The 19,968-nt window shown below is 52.9% G+C and carries 19 protein-coding genes; 4 read left to right on the forward strand and 15 right to left on the reverse strand.

Annotated features, from left to right (window positions below; all coding sequences use genetic code 11):
* Positions 1 to 102 precede the first annotated feature (102 nt).
* A complete protein-coding gene (locus tag MKX42_RS19235) occupies positions 103 to 2,025 on the reverse strand; it encodes a serine hydrolase domain-containing protein (RefSeq protein ID WP_340753907.1) in 1,923 nt (640 codons plus the stop codon).
* A 155-nt stretch (positions 2,026 to 2,180) separates the two neighbouring features.
* Between MKX42_RS19235 and MKX42_RS19240 the strand changes: the two genes are divergently transcribed.
* Positions 2,181 to 2,711, forward strand: a complete 531-nt coding sequence (locus MKX42_RS19240) for a MepB family protein (RefSeq protein ID WP_340753908.1) — start codon at positions 2,181 to 2,183, stop codon at positions 2,709 to 2,711.
* Between the two features lie 34 nt (positions 2,712 to 2,745).
* Positions 2,746 to 4,104, forward strand: a complete 1,359-nt coding sequence (locus MKX42_RS19245) for a cryptochrome/photolyase family protein (RefSeq protein ID WP_340753909.1) — start codon at positions 2,746 to 2,748, stop codon at positions 4,102 to 4,104.
* 34 nt (positions 4,105 to 4,138) lie between these two features.
* Here MKX42_RS19245 and MKX42_RS19250 read toward each other — a convergent pair whose 3' ends face one another.
* From MKX42_RS19250 to MKX42_RS19270, 5 genes are all read right to left on the reverse strand, one after another.
* Entirely contained in the window at positions 4,139 to 4,777 is a 639-nt protein-coding gene (locus MKX42_RS19250) for an ABC-2 transporter permease (RefSeq protein ID WP_340753910.1), read from the reverse strand.
* A gap of 1 nt (position 4,778) precedes the next feature.
* Positions 4,779 to 5,642: an ABC transporter ATP-binding protein gene (locus MKX42_RS19255; protein ID WP_340753911.1), complete on the reverse strand. Its 864-nt coding sequence runs from the start codon at positions 5,640 to 5,642 to the stop codon at positions 4,779 to 4,781.
* Positions 5,632 to 6,018, reverse strand: a complete 387-nt coding sequence (locus MKX42_RS19260; RefSeq protein ID WP_340753912.1) for a GntR family transcriptional regulator — start codon at positions 6,016 to 6,018, stop codon at positions 5,632 to 5,634. The genes MKX42_RS19255 and MKX42_RS19260 overlap by 11 nt, the downstream gene beginning before the upstream one ends.
* 120 nt (positions 6,019 to 6,138) lie before the next feature.
* A complete protein-coding gene (locus MKX42_RS19265; RefSeq protein WP_340753913.1) occupies positions 6,139 to 7,251 on the reverse strand; it encodes a metallophosphoesterase in 1,113 nt (370 codons plus the stop codon).
* Between the two features lie 79 nt (positions 7,252 to 7,330).
* Positions 7,331 to 9,190 (reverse strand): FAD-dependent oxidoreductase, encoded by a 1,860-nt coding sequence (locus tag MKX42_RS19270; RefSeq protein WP_340753914.1) that lies wholly within the window; start codon positions 9,188 to 9,190, stop codon positions 7,331 to 7,333.
* Between the two features lie 98 nt (positions 9,191 to 9,288).
* Between MKX42_RS19270 and MKX42_RS19275 the strand changes: the two genes are divergently transcribed.
* Both MKX42_RS19275 and MKX42_RS19280 read left to right on the forward strand, forming a co-directional pair.
* On the forward strand, positions 9,289 to 10,170 hold the full coding sequence (locus tag MKX42_RS19275; RefSeq protein ID WP_340753915.1) for a LysR family transcriptional regulator: 882 nt from the start codon (positions 9,289 to 9,291) through the stop codon (positions 10,168 to 10,170).
* A gap of 171 nt (positions 10,171 to 10,341) precedes the next feature.
* Positions 10,342 to 11,574: an MFS transporter gene (locus MKX42_RS19280; RefSeq protein WP_340753916.1), complete on the forward strand. Its 1,233-nt coding sequence runs from the start codon at positions 10,342 to 10,344 to the stop codon at positions 11,572 to 11,574.
* Between the two features lie 62 nt (positions 11,575 to 11,636).
* Here the strand turns inward: MKX42_RS19280 and mnhG are convergent, their stop codons facing one another.
* From mnhG to MKX42_RS19325, 9 genes are all read right to left on the reverse strand, one after another.
* Positions 11,637 to 12,041, reverse strand: a complete 405-nt coding sequence (mnhG, locus tag MKX42_RS19285; protein ID WP_340753917.1) for a monovalent cation/H(+) antiporter subunit G — start codon at positions 12,039 to 12,041, stop codon at positions 11,637 to 11,639.
* Entirely contained in the window at positions 12,016 to 12,309 is a 294-nt protein-coding gene (locus MKX42_RS19290) for a Na(+)/H(+) antiporter subunit F1 (RefSeq protein WP_036694318.1), read from the reverse strand. Before MKX42_RS19290 ends, mnhG begins: the two co-directional genes overlap by 26 nt.
* On the reverse strand, positions 12,306 to 12,785 hold the full coding sequence (locus tag MKX42_RS19295) for a Na+/H+ antiporter subunit E (RefSeq protein ID WP_340753918.1): 480 nt from the start codon (positions 12,783 to 12,785) through the stop codon (positions 12,306 to 12,308). Before MKX42_RS19295 ends, MKX42_RS19290 begins: the two co-directional genes overlap by 4 nt.
* Before the next feature lie 2 nt (positions 12,786 to 12,787).
* Positions 12,788 to 14,269: a Na+/H+ antiporter subunit D gene (locus tag MKX42_RS19300; RefSeq protein ID WP_340753919.1), complete on the reverse strand. Its 1,482-nt coding sequence runs from the start codon at positions 14,267 to 14,269 to the stop codon at positions 12,788 to 12,790.
* A complete protein-coding gene (locus MKX42_RS19305; RefSeq protein WP_036729053.1) occupies positions 14,266 to 14,601 on the reverse strand; it encodes a Na(+)/H(+) antiporter subunit C in 336 nt (111 codons plus the stop codon). Before MKX42_RS19305 ends, MKX42_RS19300 begins: the two co-directional genes overlap by 4 nt.
* Complete coding sequence (locus MKX42_RS19310; protein ID WP_340753920.1) at positions 14,601 to 17,465, reverse strand: Na+/H+ antiporter subunit A; 2,865 nt, start codon at positions 17,463 to 17,465, stop codon at positions 14,601 to 14,603. Before MKX42_RS19310 ends, MKX42_RS19305 begins: the two co-directional genes overlap by 1 nt.
* 66 nt (positions 17,466 to 17,531) lie before the next feature.
* Positions 17,532 to 18,140, reverse strand: coding sequence for a universal stress protein (locus MKX42_RS19315; RefSeq protein ID WP_340753921.1), 609 nt, complete (start codon positions 18,138 to 18,140; stop codon positions 17,532 to 17,534).
* Positions 18,141 to 18,305: 165 nt separating this feature from the next.
* The gene (locus MKX42_RS19320; RefSeq protein WP_340753922.1) at positions 18,306 to 19,154 is read right to left on the reverse strand and encodes a metallophosphoesterase family protein; all 849 of its coding nucleotides are present in this window, start codon (positions 19,152 to 19,154) and stop codon (positions 18,306 to 18,308) included.
* On the reverse strand, positions 19,151 to 19,813 hold the full coding sequence (locus tag MKX42_RS19325) for a DUF2625 family protein (RefSeq protein WP_340753923.1): 663 nt from the start codon (positions 19,811 to 19,813) through the stop codon (positions 19,151 to 19,153). The genes MKX42_RS19320 and MKX42_RS19325 overlap by 4 nt, the downstream gene beginning before the upstream one ends.
* Between the last annotated feature and the right edge of the window lie 155 nt (positions 19,814 to 19,968).

Consider the following 19,968-nt stretch of genomic DNA (forward strand, 5'->3'; position numbering starts at 1 on the left):
CACTCCTTGAGCAAATGGATATAATCCATCTATTTCCTGCTATCATCGCTGCCCTCCCTATTCTCCCTCCGAGTGGCCGCTTCTCTGCCCTTCCCCGGCTACTTAACTGTAGAACTCCCAGAATACAAGCTGGGCCAGCAGAATTGCCATCATCACCATGGGCACGATGACAGACCAAGGATAACGGGCCGTTGAAGCAGGCGGCGGCGACAGATGCTTCATCTTGGTTATAAACAGCGCAGCGATAAGCAGTGCAGCCAGACCGGTTAGCGTAATATTCACTATAATCTGCGGATACACTTCGGAGTAGGGACGTTCATTGTTGCTCAGCATCCGTAAGGCCAGCACCAGATTGTTCACTACCAGACCGGTACCGGTTAAGGTCAGTCCGGCCGTCAGCTTCCGGTTGGCGGAACGGGGTGCTGGACGGTTACGATGTGCTCTCCTTTTGCCCAAAAGCATCTGTACCAGCCACACAAATGGAGCGATTACGAAATAGACGATCGCCAGTCCCGCAAGTGCTGCACTGATCAGCAGTACCGGCATGGACCGGCCCGGAGACAGCGGCAGATAATCGGAAGTGTACACCGAGACAGACTCTACCTTCCCTTCTTTCATCGTGGCGTACAGCATCGGCCAGGCATCCAATCCTGAATCCCCGCCCGTCTTCTCATAGAGGTAAGGCTGAACCTGCTGATAGCTCCCGCTCATCCCGGCAAGTGACACCTGAAGCTGATCTGCTCCCTGAGGCTCAAGCTTCATCATTGTCAGATAAGGGAACAGCTTCATGAAGCCATGTCCGGGACGGCGTGCTGCCACGAATCTGCCTTCCACCTCTGACACGTCCGGCAGCACCGCTGCCTCAGTCTGCGCTCTCTGTCCCACTACTGCTTTGGTCAGACCATGAACAATATGGGATTCGCCCGCCTGATTCGTCATAATCACGACTGCAAACCGGTCTTCCGGCACAAGCATCAGATTGGTGGCAAAAGCAATCGTGTTCCCGCCATGTCCCAGCGTACGGTGTGCCCCGGGATACTCCCAGAACCCATGGGCGATGCCCGGCATGCCTTCAGCAGCGGAATGACTCCGGGTCAGCATCGTATCCAGCGTACCGGACTTCTGGAACAGCGGGGATTGCTCTCCGGCTGCGGGCATGAGCGCCATGGCGAATTTGGCCAGATCCTCCGCAGTCCCGTTATTGCCGCCGTTAGGGTACATGGACATATAATTCCATGGGCCTTGATTGAAGGAGCCTTGCCCGGCGAAGAAATATCCTTTGGCCTTATGCTTCAGCAGCTCCGGGCGGTCCTCCACCACGGAATACGCCATGGAATGCTTCATGCCCAGCGGCTCAAAAATATGCTGCTGAACATATTCATGATAAGGCTGCCCGCTGATTCTCTCCACAATATAGGCTGCCAGTGAGTTGCCGTAGTTCGAATAAGCAACCACTTGCCCCGGTCTATAAATCTGTGCCGGCTGGGCCAGCTTGAGCCCCTCTTCCAGTGACCTTACTTCCTCAGGAGACTGGTAGGCCATATCGAACATATACTCTTCAAATCCGGCGTTGTGGTTCATCAGATGCAGCATGGTGATCGGCTCGTCATACTCCAGCTTGGTCAGGAAATGCTCCGGCAAAAGCTTACGGATATCTTCATTCAGATCCAGTTTTCCCTGCTCAGCCAGCTGCATTACGGATGTCCATACAGCGAGCTTACTGATGGAGCCCCATTCCATGACCGTATCCGGGGAGACGGGGAGCTGCTGCTCCACATCGGCGTAGCCGTACCCCTTGGACAGCACGACCTGCCCATCCTTCACCATCACAACGGACGCGCCTACGGTCTGTTTTCCTATGTACTCTTTTACATAATCGTCAACAAACGCTTCCAAACCAGTCAACGGAATACCGGATGGGGTAGTTCCTCCCGGTCCAACGCTGCCTTGCCCAGCTGCAAATGCTGTAATGCTGCCCGATAGCAGCAATAGCACCAAGAGCACTAGTGTGAATCCTTTTTTCAAAATAAAACCTCTCCTTTAGTCAAGTAAAATCCTGTTGCCTTCCTAATTCTAACAAAAAACTTGACCGGCTACCGGATAATTTCCTTCAAGCGATTTCCCTGATAGTATCTATAGTAGAAACAGCATCAGCATCTCTATGGAAGAAGGGACAGCCTATGAATAAATTTCATACCACGTTAGCTTATATAACTGAAAAATTATACGCACCAGCCCGCTTAACTGTCGCTTCTATACGTGAAGAACCGCAGAACTCCGAATATGGAGCCGGTATATTTCAACTGGATGCTCTTTCGGTGCGATTTCGGGTTGCCAAAATCACCCCCACGAAGACCGGCCAATTTGTCGCGATGTGGGAAAAAAATGCCGATCGTAAAAACCAGGCCTTCACCTATGCCGATGCCCCTGATTTGCTGGTAATCAGCACCTTCCATCCCGTCAGCGGGGAGCTTGGACAGTTTGTATTTCCGAAAGACCTGCTGAAAATGCATGGTGTGCTGGCAACCGATAATGTCCCGGGAAAAATGGCGATACGGGTCTATCCTGCCTGGGATACCGTAACCAATAAACAAGCTTTGGCTACTCAGAAGTGGCAGACCCCTTATTTTGGAAGAGTCGATCCGATGAACAATCACCATCTGCAGGCGTTAACCCGGTTGTATCTGCCAGAACTACCGTTTACAATTTAAGAGATGGCATCTGCATCTGAAAGGAACTACACCTATGATTCTATTCATACACCGCAAGGACCTGCGGACTTCGGATCTGCCGGCCTTCGACGCTATAGCTTCAGCAGAGAAAGACTCACTGCATGTGTTAATACTGGAGCCGTTTCTGCTAAGGAATAAACGTTATCTGGAGCATAGCGGCCGGAATTTCCTGCAACATGTTGTCCGTCTTCAGCAGCAATATACGAAAGAAGGCAAACGGCTCCATCTCCTGTATGGAGAGCCGGAGGTGATCCTCCGGCGGCTGGCACAGCTCCACCCTGTTCAGGAGGTCAGCCTGCATGCAGACTATACCCCTTATGCCCTTAAGCGCGACCGGCTGCTGCAGGATACCGCCCATGCACTGAACCTCAGGTTCCAAGTGCGGCATGACAGTATGCTCTGTGATCTGGAAGAATTCATGGACTGGTGCGGCCGGAGTGAGCCGTTCAAGGTGTTCACTCCCTTTTACCGCCGCTGGCGTGCTTTCCTCTCGCAGCGGTTCCAGCCGCCGTACGCTGCCGGGCTAAGCAGTCTGCGAACCGTAGATCTTCACCCGCAGCTCGCAGACACCTTCCAGGTTCCCGAAGAGATTGCCCGGCAGCTTACAGCGCTGGCTCCCACCACAGAGCAGATGAACCCGGATCATCTGCTTGAGAATTTCCTGCACGCGGATCTGCATGATTACAAGGTGGGCCGCAATCATTACGCGCAGGAACGGACCAGCCGGATCAGCAGACATTTGAATACAGGAGCGATCTCGGCACGGACCCTATACAGCAGGCTTACTGAAGAAGAAGATTTCGGGGAAGAATGGCTGAGACAGTTAGCCTGGAGGGATTTTTATCTATATCAGGCACGGCTGGACAAGGATTTCTTCAACTATGAGAATGTCTATGATCTCTCTGCGCTGGGGACACAGCACTTCGAGGCCTGGGCTCAGGGCAGGACCGGCATTCCGGTCATCGATGCTGCCATGCGCCAATTGAATGAGACCGGCTGGATGCCGAACCGGCTGCGGATGATAACGGCCATGTTCCTGACAAAGAATCTGGGCTGTCCCTTCATCTATGGCGAACGTTATTTCCGGCTGAAGCTAAGCGATTACGACAACGCCCAGAACCGTGGCGGCTGGCTATGGAGCTCTTCGCTCGGCTTCGATGCCTCTCCCTATTTCCGGGTGATGAATCCGGTCACCCAATCCCAGACCCATGATCCGGGCGGCAGCTATATCCGTACCTGGCTGCCGGAACGCGCGGACTGGTCTGATAAGGACATTCACCTGCCCGCCGAAGATGCCATTGTGGATCTGAAGCGGTCCCGGGCATACGCCATCGAAGTCTACAAAGAGATCATGCGGAGCCGGCAAGGCTGATAGTCTCCCAATCGCAATCGGATTCCGGTGATCATCAGAATTCTTTATTCCGATGAATCCGCACGGAAATCAGATAGGACACCGCGAACAGGAGAACAGCAAGGAGCAGGGTGGCATACCCGGTCTCAGGACCATTATAGTTCACATCGTCCATATACAGGTTCAGCAGCATCCACACCAGGAAACGAAGGCCCACCGATAGCCCTGCCGATATCATCACCATCTGCTCGCTTTTTTCCACACCGAATTTAAGAATGACCGGATAATAGATCGCCAGGGTGGAGATAGATAAAGATAAACCGAAGGTATACCCGGTGGACAGGTTCAAATGTGCTATGTCTCCCTTGCTTACATAGGTTAATGCCAGAGTAACCAGACTTACAGCGGTGCCCATGAGGATTAACATCAGGAAGGACATGTATTTCGCATGGATGACCGTTCTCCTTCTGATCGGCATGGTGAGTTCAAACCGGTTCCATTTAGAAGCCTCATCCATCTGCAGGGAGGCCCCGATGCTCAACACAAAAATCCAAATCTGTGCCGCGATGACTGCATTCAGTACGCTGTGATCCACCCCGGCAAAGGAAACCAGCGACAGAAGCAGCGCAATGCCGAGGGAAGATTTGATGTTATTTTGCAGTGAGTAATAATTATTTAACAGCAGTCCGCGCATATTATTTCTCCCCCTTTACGAGCAGCAGCAGTATTTCATCAATGGTTACCTGGTCCACTATGATCCCGCTGTATTGTTGCTCAAACCCTCTTCTATCCTTCACCAGCACATCGGTCTGATGCTCCCTCACTCTATAGGACAACTTGTCTTCTTCAGCGATACCTCTGAACTGGTCCCTGGTGCAACGGGCAACGCCGTAGCCGTAGATCAGCTCGTCCTTCATCGCCGTCAGTATGATCCGCCCTTGATGAATGAAGGTGATGTGATCGGCTATTTTCTCAAGGTCGCTTGTGATGTGGGAAGACATCAGTATGGCATGACGCTCATCCTCGACAAACTCCAGGAATACCTCCAGAATCTCCTCTCTGGTTACCGGGTCCAGCCCCGAGGTCGCCTCATCCAGGATCAGCAGCTTAGGCCGGTGCGACAATGCGGCAGCGATCGCCAGCTTCATCGTCATGCCCCGTGAGAATCCGCTGATCTTACGGTCCATAGGCAGGCCGAACTTCCCTGTGAGCTTCACATAGATCTCCTGATCCCACTGCTTATAGACACCGCGCATAACCTTAGCCAGCTTAACCGGTGTCAGTACCGCCGGGAAATTGGCCGAATCCAGCACAACCCCGATGTCTTCACGTAAGGCGGTATCTTCATCCTTCATCTCCTTGCCCAGCAGCCGGATTGTACCGCTGTCGATCTGAACCGTGTTCAGAATGGACTTGATTGTTGTCGTCTTCCCTGCTCCATTCTCACCCACGAACCCCATAATGGTTCCGTTAGGAATGGCTAGTGATACATTGTCCAGCATAAAGCCGGAGCCGGCATAGGACTTGGTCAGTCCGGTGACTTCCAAACTAAGATTCATGATTACCCTCCGTATAAAAGACAGTCAGCATGTCCACCATCTTTTCCAGTTTGATTCCGCCCGCACGGGCGAGCTCGGCTGCTGCGATGAGATGCTCCTCCACTTGCTTCTGCTGCTCTTCCTGAAACATGTTCTGGCTCACGGCGGACACGAAGCTGCCCCGGCCAACCGTAGTCTCAATGAACCCATCCCGCTGCAGATCCTCATAGGCCTTCTGCACCGTAATTACACTGACTTGAATAGCCTTGGCCAAGGCACGCATCGAAGGAATAGGATCTCCCGCCTGAAGCTCTCCGCTCATAATCTTGCCTTTGATCTGCGAGGTGATCTGCTCATAAATGGGCTTGTTCCTGTTGCTGCTGATGATAATCTCCACGCGCTTCCTCCTTGCATGAACAGTGTACTTATTGTACCAGTACAATATAGCTGATCTTCAGGTATTTGTAAATCTTTATCCAAAAAAAGAGCTAACCCATCACGGGTCAGCCCTGTCAACTTACTGGTCTGCGTTAGAAAACTGCACTTGAATGGACACGATCTCTGAGCGCGACCCGATGCGGATCGGCGGACCCCAGAAGCCATAGCCTGAAGACACGATGGTATGAAGCTGCCCCTTCTGCAGATAGCCCCAGTCATTCTCGAACACTCTGGAGGTGATCAGATTGGCCGGCGCGATCTGCCCGCGGTGGGTATGGCCGGAGACCATCAGATCCACGCCCTGCTCCTGCGCAATCCCGAACTCCACCGGCTGATGCTCCAGCATGAACACCGGCTTGGAATGATCTATCTCCTTGGTCAGATCAGCCAGCTTGGCCCGTTCCTTATCGCTGTAGTCCTTCCGTCCAATCAGCGTCAGCCAGCCGCCCACCTCGACGTCTTCATCATAGAGCACCTGCATCCCGCTCTCCTTCAGCAGGCTGATGATCTCCTCCGTCCCGCCCTTGAACCGGTCATGATTCCCCAGGGAAGCATACACTCCGAGCGGAGCTTCAAGCTTCGCCAGCACAGCGCCGAGTCCCTTCTCCTTATACGGCCTGACATCATCATCCACGATATCGCCCGGGAGCAGTATTAGATCGGGGTGCAAGGCGTTAATCTCCTGTACCATCCGCTCCGCATGGCGTTTGCCGGATAAATAACCGAAATGCATATCTGAAGCCATCACGATATGAAGCTTACCGCTGGCCGGACCCGGCTTGTCAATCTGTACCTCGTAGGAACGCACAACCGGGCTGTATGCATTATAGCTTCCATACCCGAGCAGGCTCACCAGCGCCACCAGCGTTAGAATACCGGACCACTTCTGAACAGCCCGGCGTGGCAGCCTGACCAGCTTCGTGAGCCAGACCATAAGGTGCACTAGAGGCAGAAGTATGAGCAGCAGGCTGAATACGGCCAGCCAGTAACTGCCAATGACGCTTAAGACCGCTGACCCCGCCACCACTCTGGAGAGGATCAGCGAGCTGGCCAGGAAGATCAGCGCAATGATGTAGAACAGCCGGAACCGTCCGGAGACGACCGGCTTGATCCAGCCCCAGCCGCTCCAGCCAATATAGAAGACAATTAACGCGTATAAAGCAATGAATACTAGCCCAATGATGATAAACATGTTAACCACCTTATCTAATTTTCGGATAACATATTATCTCATGGCACCTTGGTCTTTTCCACTATAGGGACAGCCGGGCTTATTTAAGTTTATCTACCACTGCCTCTGCTGACAGCTTCCCGGAGGTCAGTGCCCAGGCATTATTGGCGCCGGAGGGGGAGTCATCTCCCATGACACCACCAACAACCTCGCCTGCGGCGTAGAGTCCGGGAATGATCTGGCTGCTGGTATTCATGACTTCAAAGCCTGTGTTCACAACCAGTCCCCCCATGGTTGTAGCGAAACGCGGTTTCTGCTCTACCAGATAGTAAGGGCCTGATCCAATGGCTTCCTTCATGTAATCCGCTGAACGCCCGAAGTCCTTATCCTTACCGGCCTTAACGAAGCCGTTATAGCGGTTAATGGTATTCTGCAACGCACCAGCCTCCATTCCGGCAGCCGTTGCGAGCGCTTCAGCCGTCCCGGCATGGAAGAAATACGGCTTAGATAAACCATTGTTCTTCAGCCATGTCTCAATATCACCCTGTGAGATTCCTGCTTCGCCCAGACTGGTCTTAAACACATCGAAGGTTGCCGGATCCATCAGCAAGTATAGCATCTGATTCTGTTGCGTAAGTTCCACTTCCAGAATGCTGCGATTACTGGATTTCTCATTCACTACTCTATCTCCGGCACTATTCACCAGAATTCCGCTCTTCTTGAACGCAGCGATATTGCCGACAATGGTTGATTTCGCAATTCCCTCGGATACCTCCACTCCATTGGGGTAACGTTTTCCGTATTCCATCAGGCGGGTTGCGGCATCGATGCCTTCACCTTTGGCCATTACTATTCCGTCTCCAGTCGAGGAAGTCGGACCATAGTATAGAGCGGTCTTTAACTGATCGGAGAGCAGGTCTTTATTATTACCATAACCTCCGGTAGCCATAATCACTGCCTTAGCTGTAATATTGTAGGTCTTCCCGGTGCCGTCTCTGGCAACGACACCTGTAACAGCACCGCTATCATCTGTAACCAGCTTCTCTGCTCTGGTCTCCAGGTGCAGCTCCACACCCGACTCTTCGACCTTCTGGCGGGCCTGCTTGGCGAATCCGGGTCCGCCCTGATCGTAAGCAAGCTCCCGGTCATGACTGTACTCTGCCAGCTTATGCAGTCCGCCTGCCATATCGTATTTAATCCCCACATATTGATTCAGCCAGTCTGTAGTCTGCCCGACGTTGGCTGCGAACAGCTTCAATAAATCGGCAATGTTCTTATTTCCCCCGTTGGCAAGAAAATCCGTCACGATGCTGTCGGCACTGTCGTCGGTAACTCCGGCTTCTTGCTGAAGCTTGGAGAGTCCAACCACCTGATTGCCGCCGCTGATCGAGATGGCCCCGCCGATGTAAGTCATTTTCTCCAGCAGAATGGTCTTCAGTCCAAGCTCATCTGCACGCAGGGAAGCGGACATGCCTGCCGCTCCGCCGCCGATGACGACTACATCTGTCGTTAAGTCCTCTACCTCGGTCGATTCCACTTTCTTCACATCATTGTTCAGAACCAGCGGATCTACACCGGCTTGGGTTACGCAATCGGCGACGGCAGCCAGGATCGCATCACTGGTGACGGTTGCCCCGGAGACGGCATCAATCTTCAAGGACTGGTTATCGACAATAGCCTTCGGAATCTTGGTAACGGATGCGTCACTGACCCCTTCGGTCTCCTTGAAATTCACTACCTTCACAGTGTCGATGGCATGCTCCGAGAAGGTTACTTCCACCTGCACCGCACCGTTTTTTCCGTCCGCAGAGCCTGTATAGGTTCCTGCCTTATAGGTGATGCCCCCGGCATCTTTAGGGCTATCTTCATTTTTTGTACCTGAACATCCTGCCACAGATAAGATCACCAATGACATCAACAGGATAACCGACAGTATTTTCTTCACACTCTTTTTCCTCATTTGTACTCCTTCTTGGAACCATTTTTGTTAATATATAAAGGTCGCGATATGCCACTCTACTCCAGAACGCACTATACATTCAGATAGGATGATCAGCCATGACTATTGCACAGCTTCAATATTTTATGACTATTCGTAAATATCTTAGCTTCTCCAGCGCAGCAGATGAGCTGTGTATCACCCAGTCCGCGATATCCAAACAGATCAAATCCCTGGAAGGCGAGCTGAACACCCTGCTGTTCGACCGAAGGACACGGACGATCAGCCTGACTCCTGCCGGGGAAGAATTCGTATTATATGCCGAGAAAATCCTGGCCAATTACAATGAGATGATGTCAAACATGAAGAAGCATGAGCTGCTCGAAACAGGCCATTTATCCATTGCAACCATTCCCGTGATGTCCCAATATGGCATGACCTCAATAATTGCCGGATTTACAGGGATGTACCCGCAGGTCAAATTGCATCTGATTGAAAAAGAAAATGATAGCATATTATCCATGCTCCGCAATGGCGAGGTGGATGTAGCGTTCATGCGTACAAACTATATCCCGGAGGGGCTCGCCGAGGTTCATCCGCTGGTGGAGGATTTCTTAGTGCTGGTAGTCTCCAAGGATCACCCCCTGGCTAATCAGGCCTCCGTGGATCTGGACCGGGTGCAGAGCGATAAATTCATTCTGCTGAACTCCACTTCGGGTATTTATACTACCTGTATGGAAGAGTGCCGCAAGGCCGGCTTCACCCCTGAGGTTCTATTCACCAATAGCCGGATTGAGACCATTATGGAACTCGTTGCCGAGAATCTTGGCGTAACCCTATTGATGGACCAGGTTGCCCGCTACGCGGATCATCCCAGGCTTAGTATCGTACCGCTGACGAACCCGGTTCTTAGCTCGGTTGCTATTGTAAATCCCAAGAATAAACAGAACACGGAGAGCGTCACGGCATTTATGGACTATGTAATTCAATCATCATCCTGAAATTGAATTGTAACAAATTTCACATTCTCCTTCGGAAGTAAAGTTTACCTTGGCGCCAAGGCATGACTACATTCTAAACGCGGGGCGCCCGTTCAAACAATTCCAATATAGCAAGCATCTATTCCATTAAGGAAAATAACAGACCTGAAACGGTTCCCTGGAGGATTCATCATGGCAAAACCCTTTTTTCCGCGGCTGGAGGGAAACAGCCGGGGCTGCTTGACCTTTGAGCCTTTTTTCCTGATTCCCTACAGCATGTTCTCTACCTATGCCACCCTGTACATGTATGAGCTTGGATTGACCGAGCTGAACATCGGCTGGATAACGACGATCGGACTCATCGTACAGGTATTCTCCTCTTTGCTGAGCGGATATTTAACGGACCGGCTGGGACGCAAGCGGGCTATTCTGTATTTTGACCTGCTTAGCTGGAGCCTCGCCACCTTGTTATGGGCCTTCTCACAGAATCTGTGGTTTTTCGTGGCGGCCGCGGTGATTAACGGCTTCCAGCGTGTGCCGCATATCGCCTTTTACTGCCTGATTGTTGAAGATACCCGCCCCGCTGACCGGACCTATGTATTCACACTGCTGCAAATTATCGGGGTGATCGGAGGCCTTTTCGCACCGCTGGGCGGTCTGCTTGTCCACCAGTATGGCATGGTCACGGGCATGAGAATCATGTACGTGCTGGCTTTTCTCTTCATGACCTTCCAGTTCGTGGGCCGTCATCTAACCACCAGGGAGACCGAGGCCGGCATCCGCAAAAGGCAGGAAACCCGGGAGCTCGGCCTGCGGGAGAGTATGATCGAATACGGCGGCGCCTTCCGTGACCTCGGGGCTGAGCGCAATCTGCTGCTGATCTTCGGCGTATACATTCTGTTCAACTTCCAGGCTACGCTGAAAAGCACCTACCTGTACCTGTATCTGGCAGATTATATCCATCTGGACAGCGGCATCCTCTCTCTGTTCCCCGCAGTGTCCTCAGTCATCATGCTGCTGACCCTGTGGCTGCTGATGCCCAGAATCCCGGATGAGAGTGCTAACCGCGCCATGATGGCAGGCTTCGGCTTATCCGCTCTGTCGAATGTCATGCTGGTCCTCTACCCGTCAGCGAGCTTTGTCTGGATCGGGCTGAGCACCATTCTGGCAGCCGTAGGCCTGATGATCAGTTCTCCTTATCTCGAAGCAGCCGTGCAGAACGCCATTGATGATGATAAGCGGGCCAAGGTCTTCTCCATGTTGTCCGTCCTGATCCTGGTATTCACCGCTCCTGCGGGCATTATCGGAGGCTGGGCGTACAAGCTCGACCCGAGAATTCCGTTGTGGCTGGTAACCGCAGCATTCGCCGCCTCTTATCTGCTGCTGTATCTATACCGCAGACGGACAGCTCCTCAGAGCGCATGAACCAAGCCAAAAATAACAAAAGGGATGTCCGTAGCAGCACTGTGCTGTGGACATCCCTGTTTTTATGGTGATGCATCAGTTTTCACACGTTCCGTTGCCTGTTCCGCTGCTTGCTCCTTTTCCAGCGCCTCCTTGAGATCATCCTGGACGCGGCGGCTCCAGAGCGGAACACCAGAACGGTAGGCCGCGCGGCCTGTCAGATGAGCAGAGAGCGGCGAAGTCATGAAGACGAACACGATTCCGAGCAGCAGCTTCGCACTGATGAAATCGAGGAAGAAGGCGAAATACAGGAATGCGCCGCTGAGTACACAGAGCACACCGAGCGTAGCACTTTTGGCAGCGGCATGTGATCTTAAGTAGACATCGGGCAAGCGGATCAGCCCTACAGAGCTGACTGCGCTAAGCAAGGCTCCGGTCAGAATCAGCAGGACAAACACATACTCAATGACCGTCTTGATCATGTCCATGTTCAAACACCACTCCCCTTTCGATATATCTGGCCAAGGCCATCGTCCCGATAAAAGAGAGGATTCCAATCAGAAGAATATATTCTATAAAGGCTTGTGTCTTGAACAGGACCGAGAGGACTGCCACCATCGCCAGCAGATTGATACCGATAGTATCGAGTGCGGCAACCCGGTCAGGCAGCGATGGCCCCTTAACCAGTCTCCAGGCACAGATAGCAATGGAGATGACCATGATCGACAGCGCCAGCATAAGAATTGATTGAATCATGAACGGGTCACCTCCTGAATCGCGCGTTCAAAGGTATTACGGATATTCGCATCGAACTGCTCCACATCCTGAATGTCCATGGCATGAATGTATAAGGTCCGGTTGTCTTTGGACACCTCCAACACGACAGAACCCGGCGTAAGGCAGAGCATTGTGATCAGCACGGCTACTTCCCAGTCCGACTCCAGTTCGGTATGGTACATCAGGATAGCCGGACGGATATTGAGATTCGGTCTGAGCACCGCCTTCACCACTACATAGCTGGATACCAACAGTTCGCGCAACAGCAAGGCTCCCAGCTTCAGAATCGCCCATACTTTGCCAAGATATAGCCGGCCGTCGAAGAAGCGCCGCATGACCACCAGCACGGCCACCCCCAGCACATAACCGATGATGAAGCCGGAGGCCGTCCAGTCATTATTCAGGAACATCCACAGGAAGGCAATCATGAGATTCAATAATATTTGAAAGGCCATCTTCATCGACTCCTTATGACAGCATTAATATACGCTGCCGGATCAGCGAGGACTGCGCCGGCCTGTATTACATAGCCGTTCACCAGCTCAGCGCCGATACCCATTAGGATGACTAGAACAAACAGCACAGCAGCCGGTACCATCATCGCTTTGTAGCGCAGAGGGCGGATTTCTTCATCGCTCTTCTCGCCCCCCCAGAATACCTGCTGGAACACTTTGATCAGTGAATACAAGACCACGAAGCTGGAAGCCAGGGCGATAAGCGCAAGCACAGTGTGCTGCTCGCCGAAGCCGCTGCGGACCATCATGACCTTCCCGGCAAAACCGCTAAGCGGAGGAACGCCGACCAGCGCCAGCGTCAGGACGAAGAACATCCAGCCCGTCCACGGATACCGGCGGATCAGACCGCCCATCAGCCTGAGTTGCTCCGTCCCCGAAGCCGCGACAATCAGCCCGCCCAGGAAGAACAGCAACGCTTTGGCAACCATATCGTGCATCAGATAGAATACAACCCCGCTAAGCGAATCCTGGGTAGCCACGGAGATGCCGAAGGCGATGAAGCCGACACTGATGACAATATTATAATTGAATATCCGGCTTAGATCATTATAGGCGAGTGCCCCTATGGCTCCAAGAATCATAGTGGCCCCTGCCATCCAGCCGATCAGCGAATAGGTCAGACCCATATCATGGACAAAAATCAGTGAGAACATTCTGGTGATCGCATACAGCCCCACCTTGGTAAGCAGTGCGCCGAACAATGCCCTTACCGCCTGCGGAGGAGCGCTGTACGAATCCGGCAGCCAGAAGAACAGCAGCAGGCCCGCTTTGAGCGAGAACACCAGCAGCAGAAGCACGGCAATCACATTCATCACCCCGCCCTGCCCGGCCTCTCCCACACGGATGGCCAGATGAGCCATATTAAGCGTGCCTGTCGCAGCGTACAAATAGGCAATCGCCGCTACGAACAAGGTGGAGGAAATTACGTTGACAAGGATATACTTGAGTGTCTCGCGCAGCTGTACCCGGGTTCCACCCAAGACAATCATGGCGTAGGAAGCAACCAGCAGCACCTCAAAGCAGACAAACAGGTTGAACAGGTCACCCGTCAGGAACGAGCCGAACACGCCGGTGAGCAGGAAATGGAAGAACGTATAATAGTAGAAACGTTCCCGCTCCTCACCGATGCTTGCGAAGGAGAAGAACAGACAAGCTGCCCCTACCACCGCAGCCGTCAAGACGAGCAGCGCTGCGAACATGTCGGCTACAAAGACGATGCCGTAAGGCGGTAGCCATCCTCCCATATACAGCGTCTGAATCCCGTCCGTACGGACCTGGTACACAATGATAAGCGCTACTGCGATGTTCACCAGCACACTGATGGCGCTGAGGATACGCTGAAGCTTAATTCGTTCCTTGAGAAAAATCAGGATGACCGCCGTAAAGGCCGGAATCAGCAAAGGCAGCACCAGCAGGTTGTTCATGGTCTCTCCCCCTTGCTTCCTTCCACATCATCCGTCCCGGCCGAGCGGTAAGCCCGGTAGGCCAGAACGATGAAGAACGCGGATACCCCAAAGCTGATTACAATGGAAGTCAGGATAAGCGCCTGCGGCAGCGGATCGACATAACTGTCCGCCTTCTCGCCAAGCAGAGGTGAAGCGCCCGTCTTCAGGCCGGCCATCGTCAGCAGCAGCAGATGCACGCCATGAGTCAGCAGCGTCGTCCCGAGCAGGATGCGGAGCAGACTTTTGGACAGGACCAGATAGACACCTACGGTAAACAAGACACCGATCGCCAGGGCAATAAGGATCTCCATTAGTTATCCCTCCCGATCGTAAAGATAATATTCATCGTGACACCGATCACCGAGAGGTAAACTCCCAGATCGAACAGCATCGCCGTGGTCAGCTCCGTCTTGCCCATGACCGGCAGTTCAAAGTAGCCGAAGGCTTGGGTCAGGAACGGAGCGTCGAAGACAAAGGAACCGATTCCGGTGAGAAAAGCGATCATAATCCCGACTGCGATTAACTTGCGGTAATCGACTGGCAGCACCTTCTCTACAAACTCCGTACCGAAGGCAATCGCAATCAGTACAAGCGCCGCAGCAGCCATCAAGGCTCCGATAAAGCCGCCGCCCGGCTGATTATGACCCGCGAAGAACAGGTACAGGGAGAACGTGATGATGATCACGAAGGCTACTTTTGCCACCGATTGCAGCAATACATCATTGCTGCGGGTATAGCGGCGCGTGCTGGACTCCGGTTTGTTTCTGGTCAGAACAGGCGTATGATCCTGCTCCAGCTGCAGCTTGATCATCGAGTAGATGGCCAGCGACGCCAGCCCCAGCACCGTAATTTCGAACATGGTATCGAAGCCGCGGAAGTCCACCAGCAGGACATTGACGATGTTCTTGCCGCCGCCAAGCTTGTAACTATTCTCCACATAGTAGGTTGAGATAGACTCGAACGGACTGCTGCCGAGCGCCGCCAGCGCCACCAGCGTCATCGTGATCCCGAAGCCTAAGGCAATGATCAGTCTCGGCACCTTGACCCGCAGCTTCACCTTCTCCCGCTTCAGCTTGGGCAGATGCCGGAAGCAGAGCAGGAACAGCGTGACGGAGACCACCTCCACAATCATCTGGGTAAGGGCCAGATCAGGTGCGCGGAACAGAATGAAGAGCAGGGTCACCATATAACCGACCATTCCCGTCAGCAGGATCGCCGAGACTCTAGACTTCGCGAACGGAATGGCGAGCGCGCCTGTCAGCAGGACCAGTACGGCAACAACCTCAAAGAAGGTGACCGGAGCGTAGCTCCCCTGGCCGAACGTAATGCCCTCCGAATACAGCATCGTCCCGCCGACTACGGCAATAATCAGAGTGAAAATGTACATCAGATAATGACGCATCGAACCGGTCATGTATAGCCCTGTCACTGCACGGGACAGTCCCTCCACGAGACGGATACTCCCGTCATATACCTGTGTCAGCGTGAGGCCGCTGCGCCATTCCTTATCAACAAGGCTGAAGCGGCCATATACACGGTATACGATAATCCCCAGAAGGATCACGCCCAGTGTCATCCAGACCTCGGCGGTGAACCCGTGCCAGAAATAGATATTCACATAAAAAGGTGAGCTGGCTGCAAGCTCCGGATGAATGGCATTCATCCCCGGCACGATCAGTGTCCCCGAGAGGATGTTCGGGAAGAAGCCGGTGACAACGGCCAGCAGTGCCAGAATTACTGGCGGAAGCAGAAGGCCGAAGGGCGCTTCATGCGGTTTTTTGTCCAGCTTCTCCGGCTGATATTTGCCGAAGAAGGTATGGAAGACCATAATCATGCTGTATGCAAAGGTAAATATGCTTGCAATCCACGCCAGCACCGGGAATATTGTAAAGAAGGCCCCGGGGCTGAAGATATCCAGCTGTCTGATATTCAGCACAGCCGTGAAGAACATTTCCTTGCTCAGGAATCCGGCAAACGGCGGAAGACCCGCCATTGAGAAGCTGCCGATCAGCGCTAACGTGAAGGTTACCGGCATCAGAGACACCAGCCCGCCCAGCTTGCGCAGATCACGGGTATTCGTCTCATGGTCGACAATTCCGACTACCATGAAGAGCGAACCTTTGAATATGGCATGATTAATTAAATGAAAGAGTGCTGCCGTTGTTGCGGCGGTATAGAATACAGCCTGTTCCCCTGTATAGAAGGAAGCTGCTGATCCCATGCCGAGTAATCCCATAATCAGACCGAGTTGGCTGATTGTAGAATAAGCTAACAGAGCCTTCAGGTCCGTCTGCTTCATCGCCTGGATCGATCCATAGATCAAGGTGATCAGGCCGACGCCCGACACTATCCAAAACCACTCATGTTGCCCCGCAAACACCGGGCTGAACCGTGCTACCAGATATAAACCAGCTTTGACCATGGTCGCTGAATGCAGATACGCACTGACCGGGGTCGGCGCTTCCATCGCATCAGGCAGCCAGATGTGGAATGGAAACTGGGCCGATTTGGTGAAGGCACCCAGCAGAATAAGCAGCATTGCGGGAATGAACAGCGTCTGTCCGCTGATGTCGCCCACCTGGCTCCAGATCTCGCGGATGCTGAAGGTACCTGTCATCACATACAACATCAGGAAGCCTGCGAACATCGCCAGACCGCCGAAGACAGTGATCAGCATCGACTTTTGCGCGCCGTAGCGTGATTTCTGTCTCCGGTGCCAGTAGGCAATCAGAAGGAAGGATGAGACGCTCGTAAGCTCCCAGAATCCGTATAACACCATCAGGTTATCGGATAGGACGACTCCCAGCATAGCTCCCATGAAGAGCAGCAGATATACATAGAATGGAGTCAGCTCTTCCTTGCGTTTGTCCAGATAGAATATGGAATAGATAAAGACCAGGGTGCCCATTCCCGTGATTAACAAGGCGAACAGAAGACTTAATCCATCCAGATGGAAGACCAGATCTATCCCAAGGGAAGGAATCCATGGCAGTGTCTCATATCCGAGATCCCCTCCCTTGATGACCGGAATCCGGGTAAAAAAGTAGATAAATAACATCAGCGGTGCAGCCAGTACAAGCCATCCTCTATGGAGCTTGCGTACCCTCCCGCGTAGAAGCGCTATCATCAGGGCCATAAGAAACGGAACAAGAACGGTTATATGCAGCAAAGGCAAGCCTCCTTTTCCCTTCAGTGGTATAGGTTGTGAACACTGGTACTTACTTCCTTACAACAAGACCGGTTATAGCGGATCGGCCAAGTTCCCTTCACAGATATGCAAATATCTTGCTTTACCATCTTGCTCAATTTTGAACAAGCCATTCTCAAACTCGGTATGCAATTCGTGGAAGTATTTCCCTTTAATGAAGTCTGTACCTTCCGGCTCATCGCTGAGCTGATACATTCCCTCGTTCTTCACCAAATAAGCGGTTACTCCTTCTTCATGGGTCTCTTCCAGCCCGGCGCGCATACGTTGAACTGCAACCACATGCAGATCCATCATCTTCATCTTGCTGATCAGCTCATTGACGAAGTTACGCTTGGTCAACTCCTGCCACAGAGTCTGGGCGGATTGCCCGATAATAATCTGAGTGACTTCATGCTCCTCAGCCGCTTCAACGATCACATCCGTAGTCTTGCGGCCGCGGCGTTTGCGGACCATGAACTCAGCGCCGGCTTCTTCAGCCAGACGTTTCCAGACTGCCATATACATTTCTTTGCTTTGATTATATTCATCACTGTCTGAACTATCCACATTGAGCACATATAGCGGTGCTCCGATCATCTCGGATAACTGGACTCCACGCCGGATCAAACGCTCGCCGTGCGGGCCGTAATGAACACATACCATAATCTTTTCCTTGTGAATGACTTTCGCCCTCCTGTTAACATGGGCCGGAAATACAAAAGGAGCCTAATGGCGTTAGGCCCCTTTCTGTTGTTTCAAACCCTGAAAGTTATACCTAAATTATATCTATTCCGATGCTGTTTGTAAAGTTTACGGACAAGTGCACGTTTAGCACAGGCCTGCGGCTGTGAATACCAGCACCCTTCCGTCTGTATTCAGAAGCTGGACACCGTTGTCCAGCTCCGCCAGCGGCTGGTTCCAGTGAACATGCCCGCTGCAGACCAGTACCTCCGGCCCGGCTTCCAGCCGCTCACGGATGCCTGCGTGTCCTGGTAGCCCAGCTCCTGGAAGGTCCGGGCTCTGGTGCAGCAGCAGCAGACCGGGCCCGTGTTGCAGCAGACCTTCTAGTCTCTCCAGATACTCCTTCTCCGGCGTGCGGTTCGGCCGGCCTGCTCTTCCTGTGACGCCTCCAAGTCCAGCGATAAGCAAATTCTCATGGTGCAGGACCGCCGGTTCGGTGAACAGATGCATTCCCGGTGTAGAGGCAAGCTCTGCTTCCCCTTCTGAAGTCAGAAGATCGTGGTTGCCGTTCACGCCCATTACCGTTCCGAATCTGCGGCGGAAGGCACGCCATACCGGCAGCGGATCGCCGCTAGAACCTCTTACTGCAGTGTCTCCGTATAGATCGCCGCATAAACAGACCAGCACCTGATCCGGGCGGACATCCGGCATTTGGCGGAGCAGCAGATCTTCCAGTGTGGCGGCAAGCTTCTCACCCACCAATAGATCGCTGTAATCTCCATTGTCAGACAAGGCAACTCCCTGAAGGTCGGATGCGACGATCAGCACCTTCACCTCTTCCGGCAGTCCCTGCATCTCTCCCAGATATATCGGTAGCCCACCATATATTATTCCCTGGCTGCCGGGCGCCGCACTGACAAAGGGAACCATCTCCAGCGGTTCTTCCACTATCCTTAAGACTCTAAGCTGCTCGCGTTCAGCCTTTCGCCGCTTCATTCAGCACCTGCGCTTCCCGCTGCCCGCCATGCCTCTAGAATAGAGACTGGTACTTTGCTGCTGGCGCAGCCGCTGCCCTCCTCCGTCCAGAGCGGCGGATAATACCCGAAGACCTGATCCGGCGCAAGCTTCTGCGTCTCCTCTTCCCATCCTTCCCAGCGGAATGTTTCATAGAACAGATCCAGGTCACCTTCCGCCAGCCAGCCGATAAAGCCTGAATAGGTTAATTCCGTCGTCTCCCATACCTGAGCATCGGGGGCATAATAATAGATATGTCCGCTCTGTCCGAACCGCCCGGTATCCAGACCGAAGAAGCCTCCGGCCGCATCATAGGCCACAATCAGCACACCCGGCAGCGGGACTGTGTCCTCTGTATCACCCAGACCGTTCCAGGATACCAGGCTGCCGCAGACCCCATCTGCTCCAGCGCCAAGCAAGGTAATCCAGCCATGCTCGAAGATAATACCTCCGGCTTCATAAGCAATGGCTCCCAGATAAGACCTCGTACTTACCTGCAGACGGACGAGCGTCAGCGCTGCTTTCTCCGGTTCTGCGGCCTCAAGCCGGTAGGTTCGCGGCCCTTGGCTCAGCAGCTCCCTGATCTCTTCCCAGGCATGATTCTCCACATCTACTAATTCTGCTACAGATAATAAGTGCATATGTTTCCGCCTCTCTCTCAATGCTTTATGCTGCTTCCAATATTTATATATACCCTATTCAAGGGGAACTGCAATCCTGAATTGACCAGAGGTTTATTAACATTCTGCCGCATTTAGCTTGCATAGTATGTAAGGTTCATAGAATTTCTTAATGA

Origin of the sequence: Paenibacillus sp. FSL R7-0204 (assembly GCF_038002225.1) — a bacterium.
Classification (GTDB): domain Bacteria; phylum Bacillota; class Bacilli; order Paenibacillales; family Paenibacillaceae; genus Paenibacillus_AQ.

What these genes read in the sequence shown, in the direction of transcription:
- MKX42_RS19290 (WP_036694318.1), bottom strand. Translation starts at nt 12,309, where the DNA reads ATGATTCAATCAATTCTTATGCTGGCGCTGTCGATCATGGTCATCTCC.
- MKX42_RS19270 (WP_340753914.1), bottom strand. Translation starts at nt 9,190, where the DNA reads ATGAGGAAAAAGAGTGTGAAGAAAATACTGTCGGTTATCCTGTTGATG.
- MKX42_RS19280 (WP_340753916.1), top strand. Translation starts at nt 10,342, where the DNA reads ATGGCAAAACCCTTTTTTCCGCGGCTGGAGGGAAACAGCCGGGGCTGC.
- MKX42_RS19325 (WP_340753923.1), bottom strand. Translation starts at nt 19,813, where the DNA reads ATGCACTTATTATCTGTAGCAGAATTAGTAGATGTGGAGAATCATGCC.
- MKX42_RS19240 (WP_340753908.1), top strand. Translation starts at nt 2,181, where the DNA reads ATGAATAAATTTCATACCACGTTAGCTTATATAACTGAAAAATTATAC.
- MKX42_RS19275 (WP_340753915.1), top strand. Translation starts at nt 9,289, where the DNA reads ATGACTATTGCACAGCTTCAATATTTTATGACTATTCGTAAATATCTT.
- MKX42_RS19320 (WP_340753922.1), bottom strand. Translation starts at nt 19,154, where the DNA reads ATGAAGCGGCGAAAGGCTGAACGCGAGCAGCTTAGAGTCTTAAGGATA.
- MKX42_RS19250 (WP_340753910.1), bottom strand. Translation starts at nt 4,777, where the DNA reads ATGCGCGGACTGCTGTTAAATAATTATTACTCACTGCAAAATAACATC.
- MKX42_RS19315 (WP_340753921.1), bottom strand. Translation starts at nt 18,140, where the DNA reads ATGGTATGTGTTCATTACGGCCCGCACGGCGAGCGTTTGATCCGGCGT.
- mnhG (WP_340753917.1), bottom strand. Translation starts at nt 12,041, where the DNA reads ATGGACATGATCAAGACGGTCATTGAGTATGTGTTTGTCCTGCTGATT.
- MKX42_RS19265 (WP_340753913.1), bottom strand. Translation starts at nt 7,251, where the DNA reads ATGTTTATCATCATTGGGCTAGTATTCATTGCTTTATACGCGTTAATT.
- MKX42_RS19245 (WP_340753909.1), top strand. Translation starts at nt 2,746, where the DNA reads ATGATTCTATTCATACACCGCAAGGACCTGCGGACTTCGGATCTGCCG.
- MKX42_RS19305 (WP_036729053.1), bottom strand. Translation starts at nt 14,601, where the DNA reads ATGGAGATCCTTATTGCCCTGGCGATCGGTGTCTTGTTTACCGTAGGT.
- MKX42_RS19255 (WP_340753911.1), bottom strand. Translation starts at nt 5,642, where the DNA reads ATGAATCTTAGTTTGGAAGTCACCGGACTGACCAAGTCCTATGCCGGC.
- MKX42_RS19300 (WP_340753919.1), bottom strand. Translation starts at nt 14,269, where the DNA reads ATGAACAACCTGCTGGTGCTGCCTTTGCTGATTCCGGCCTTTACGGCG.
- MKX42_RS19295 (WP_340753918.1), bottom strand. Translation starts at nt 12,785, where the DNA reads ATGGCCTTTCAAATATTATTGAATCTCATGATTGCCTTCCTGTGGATG.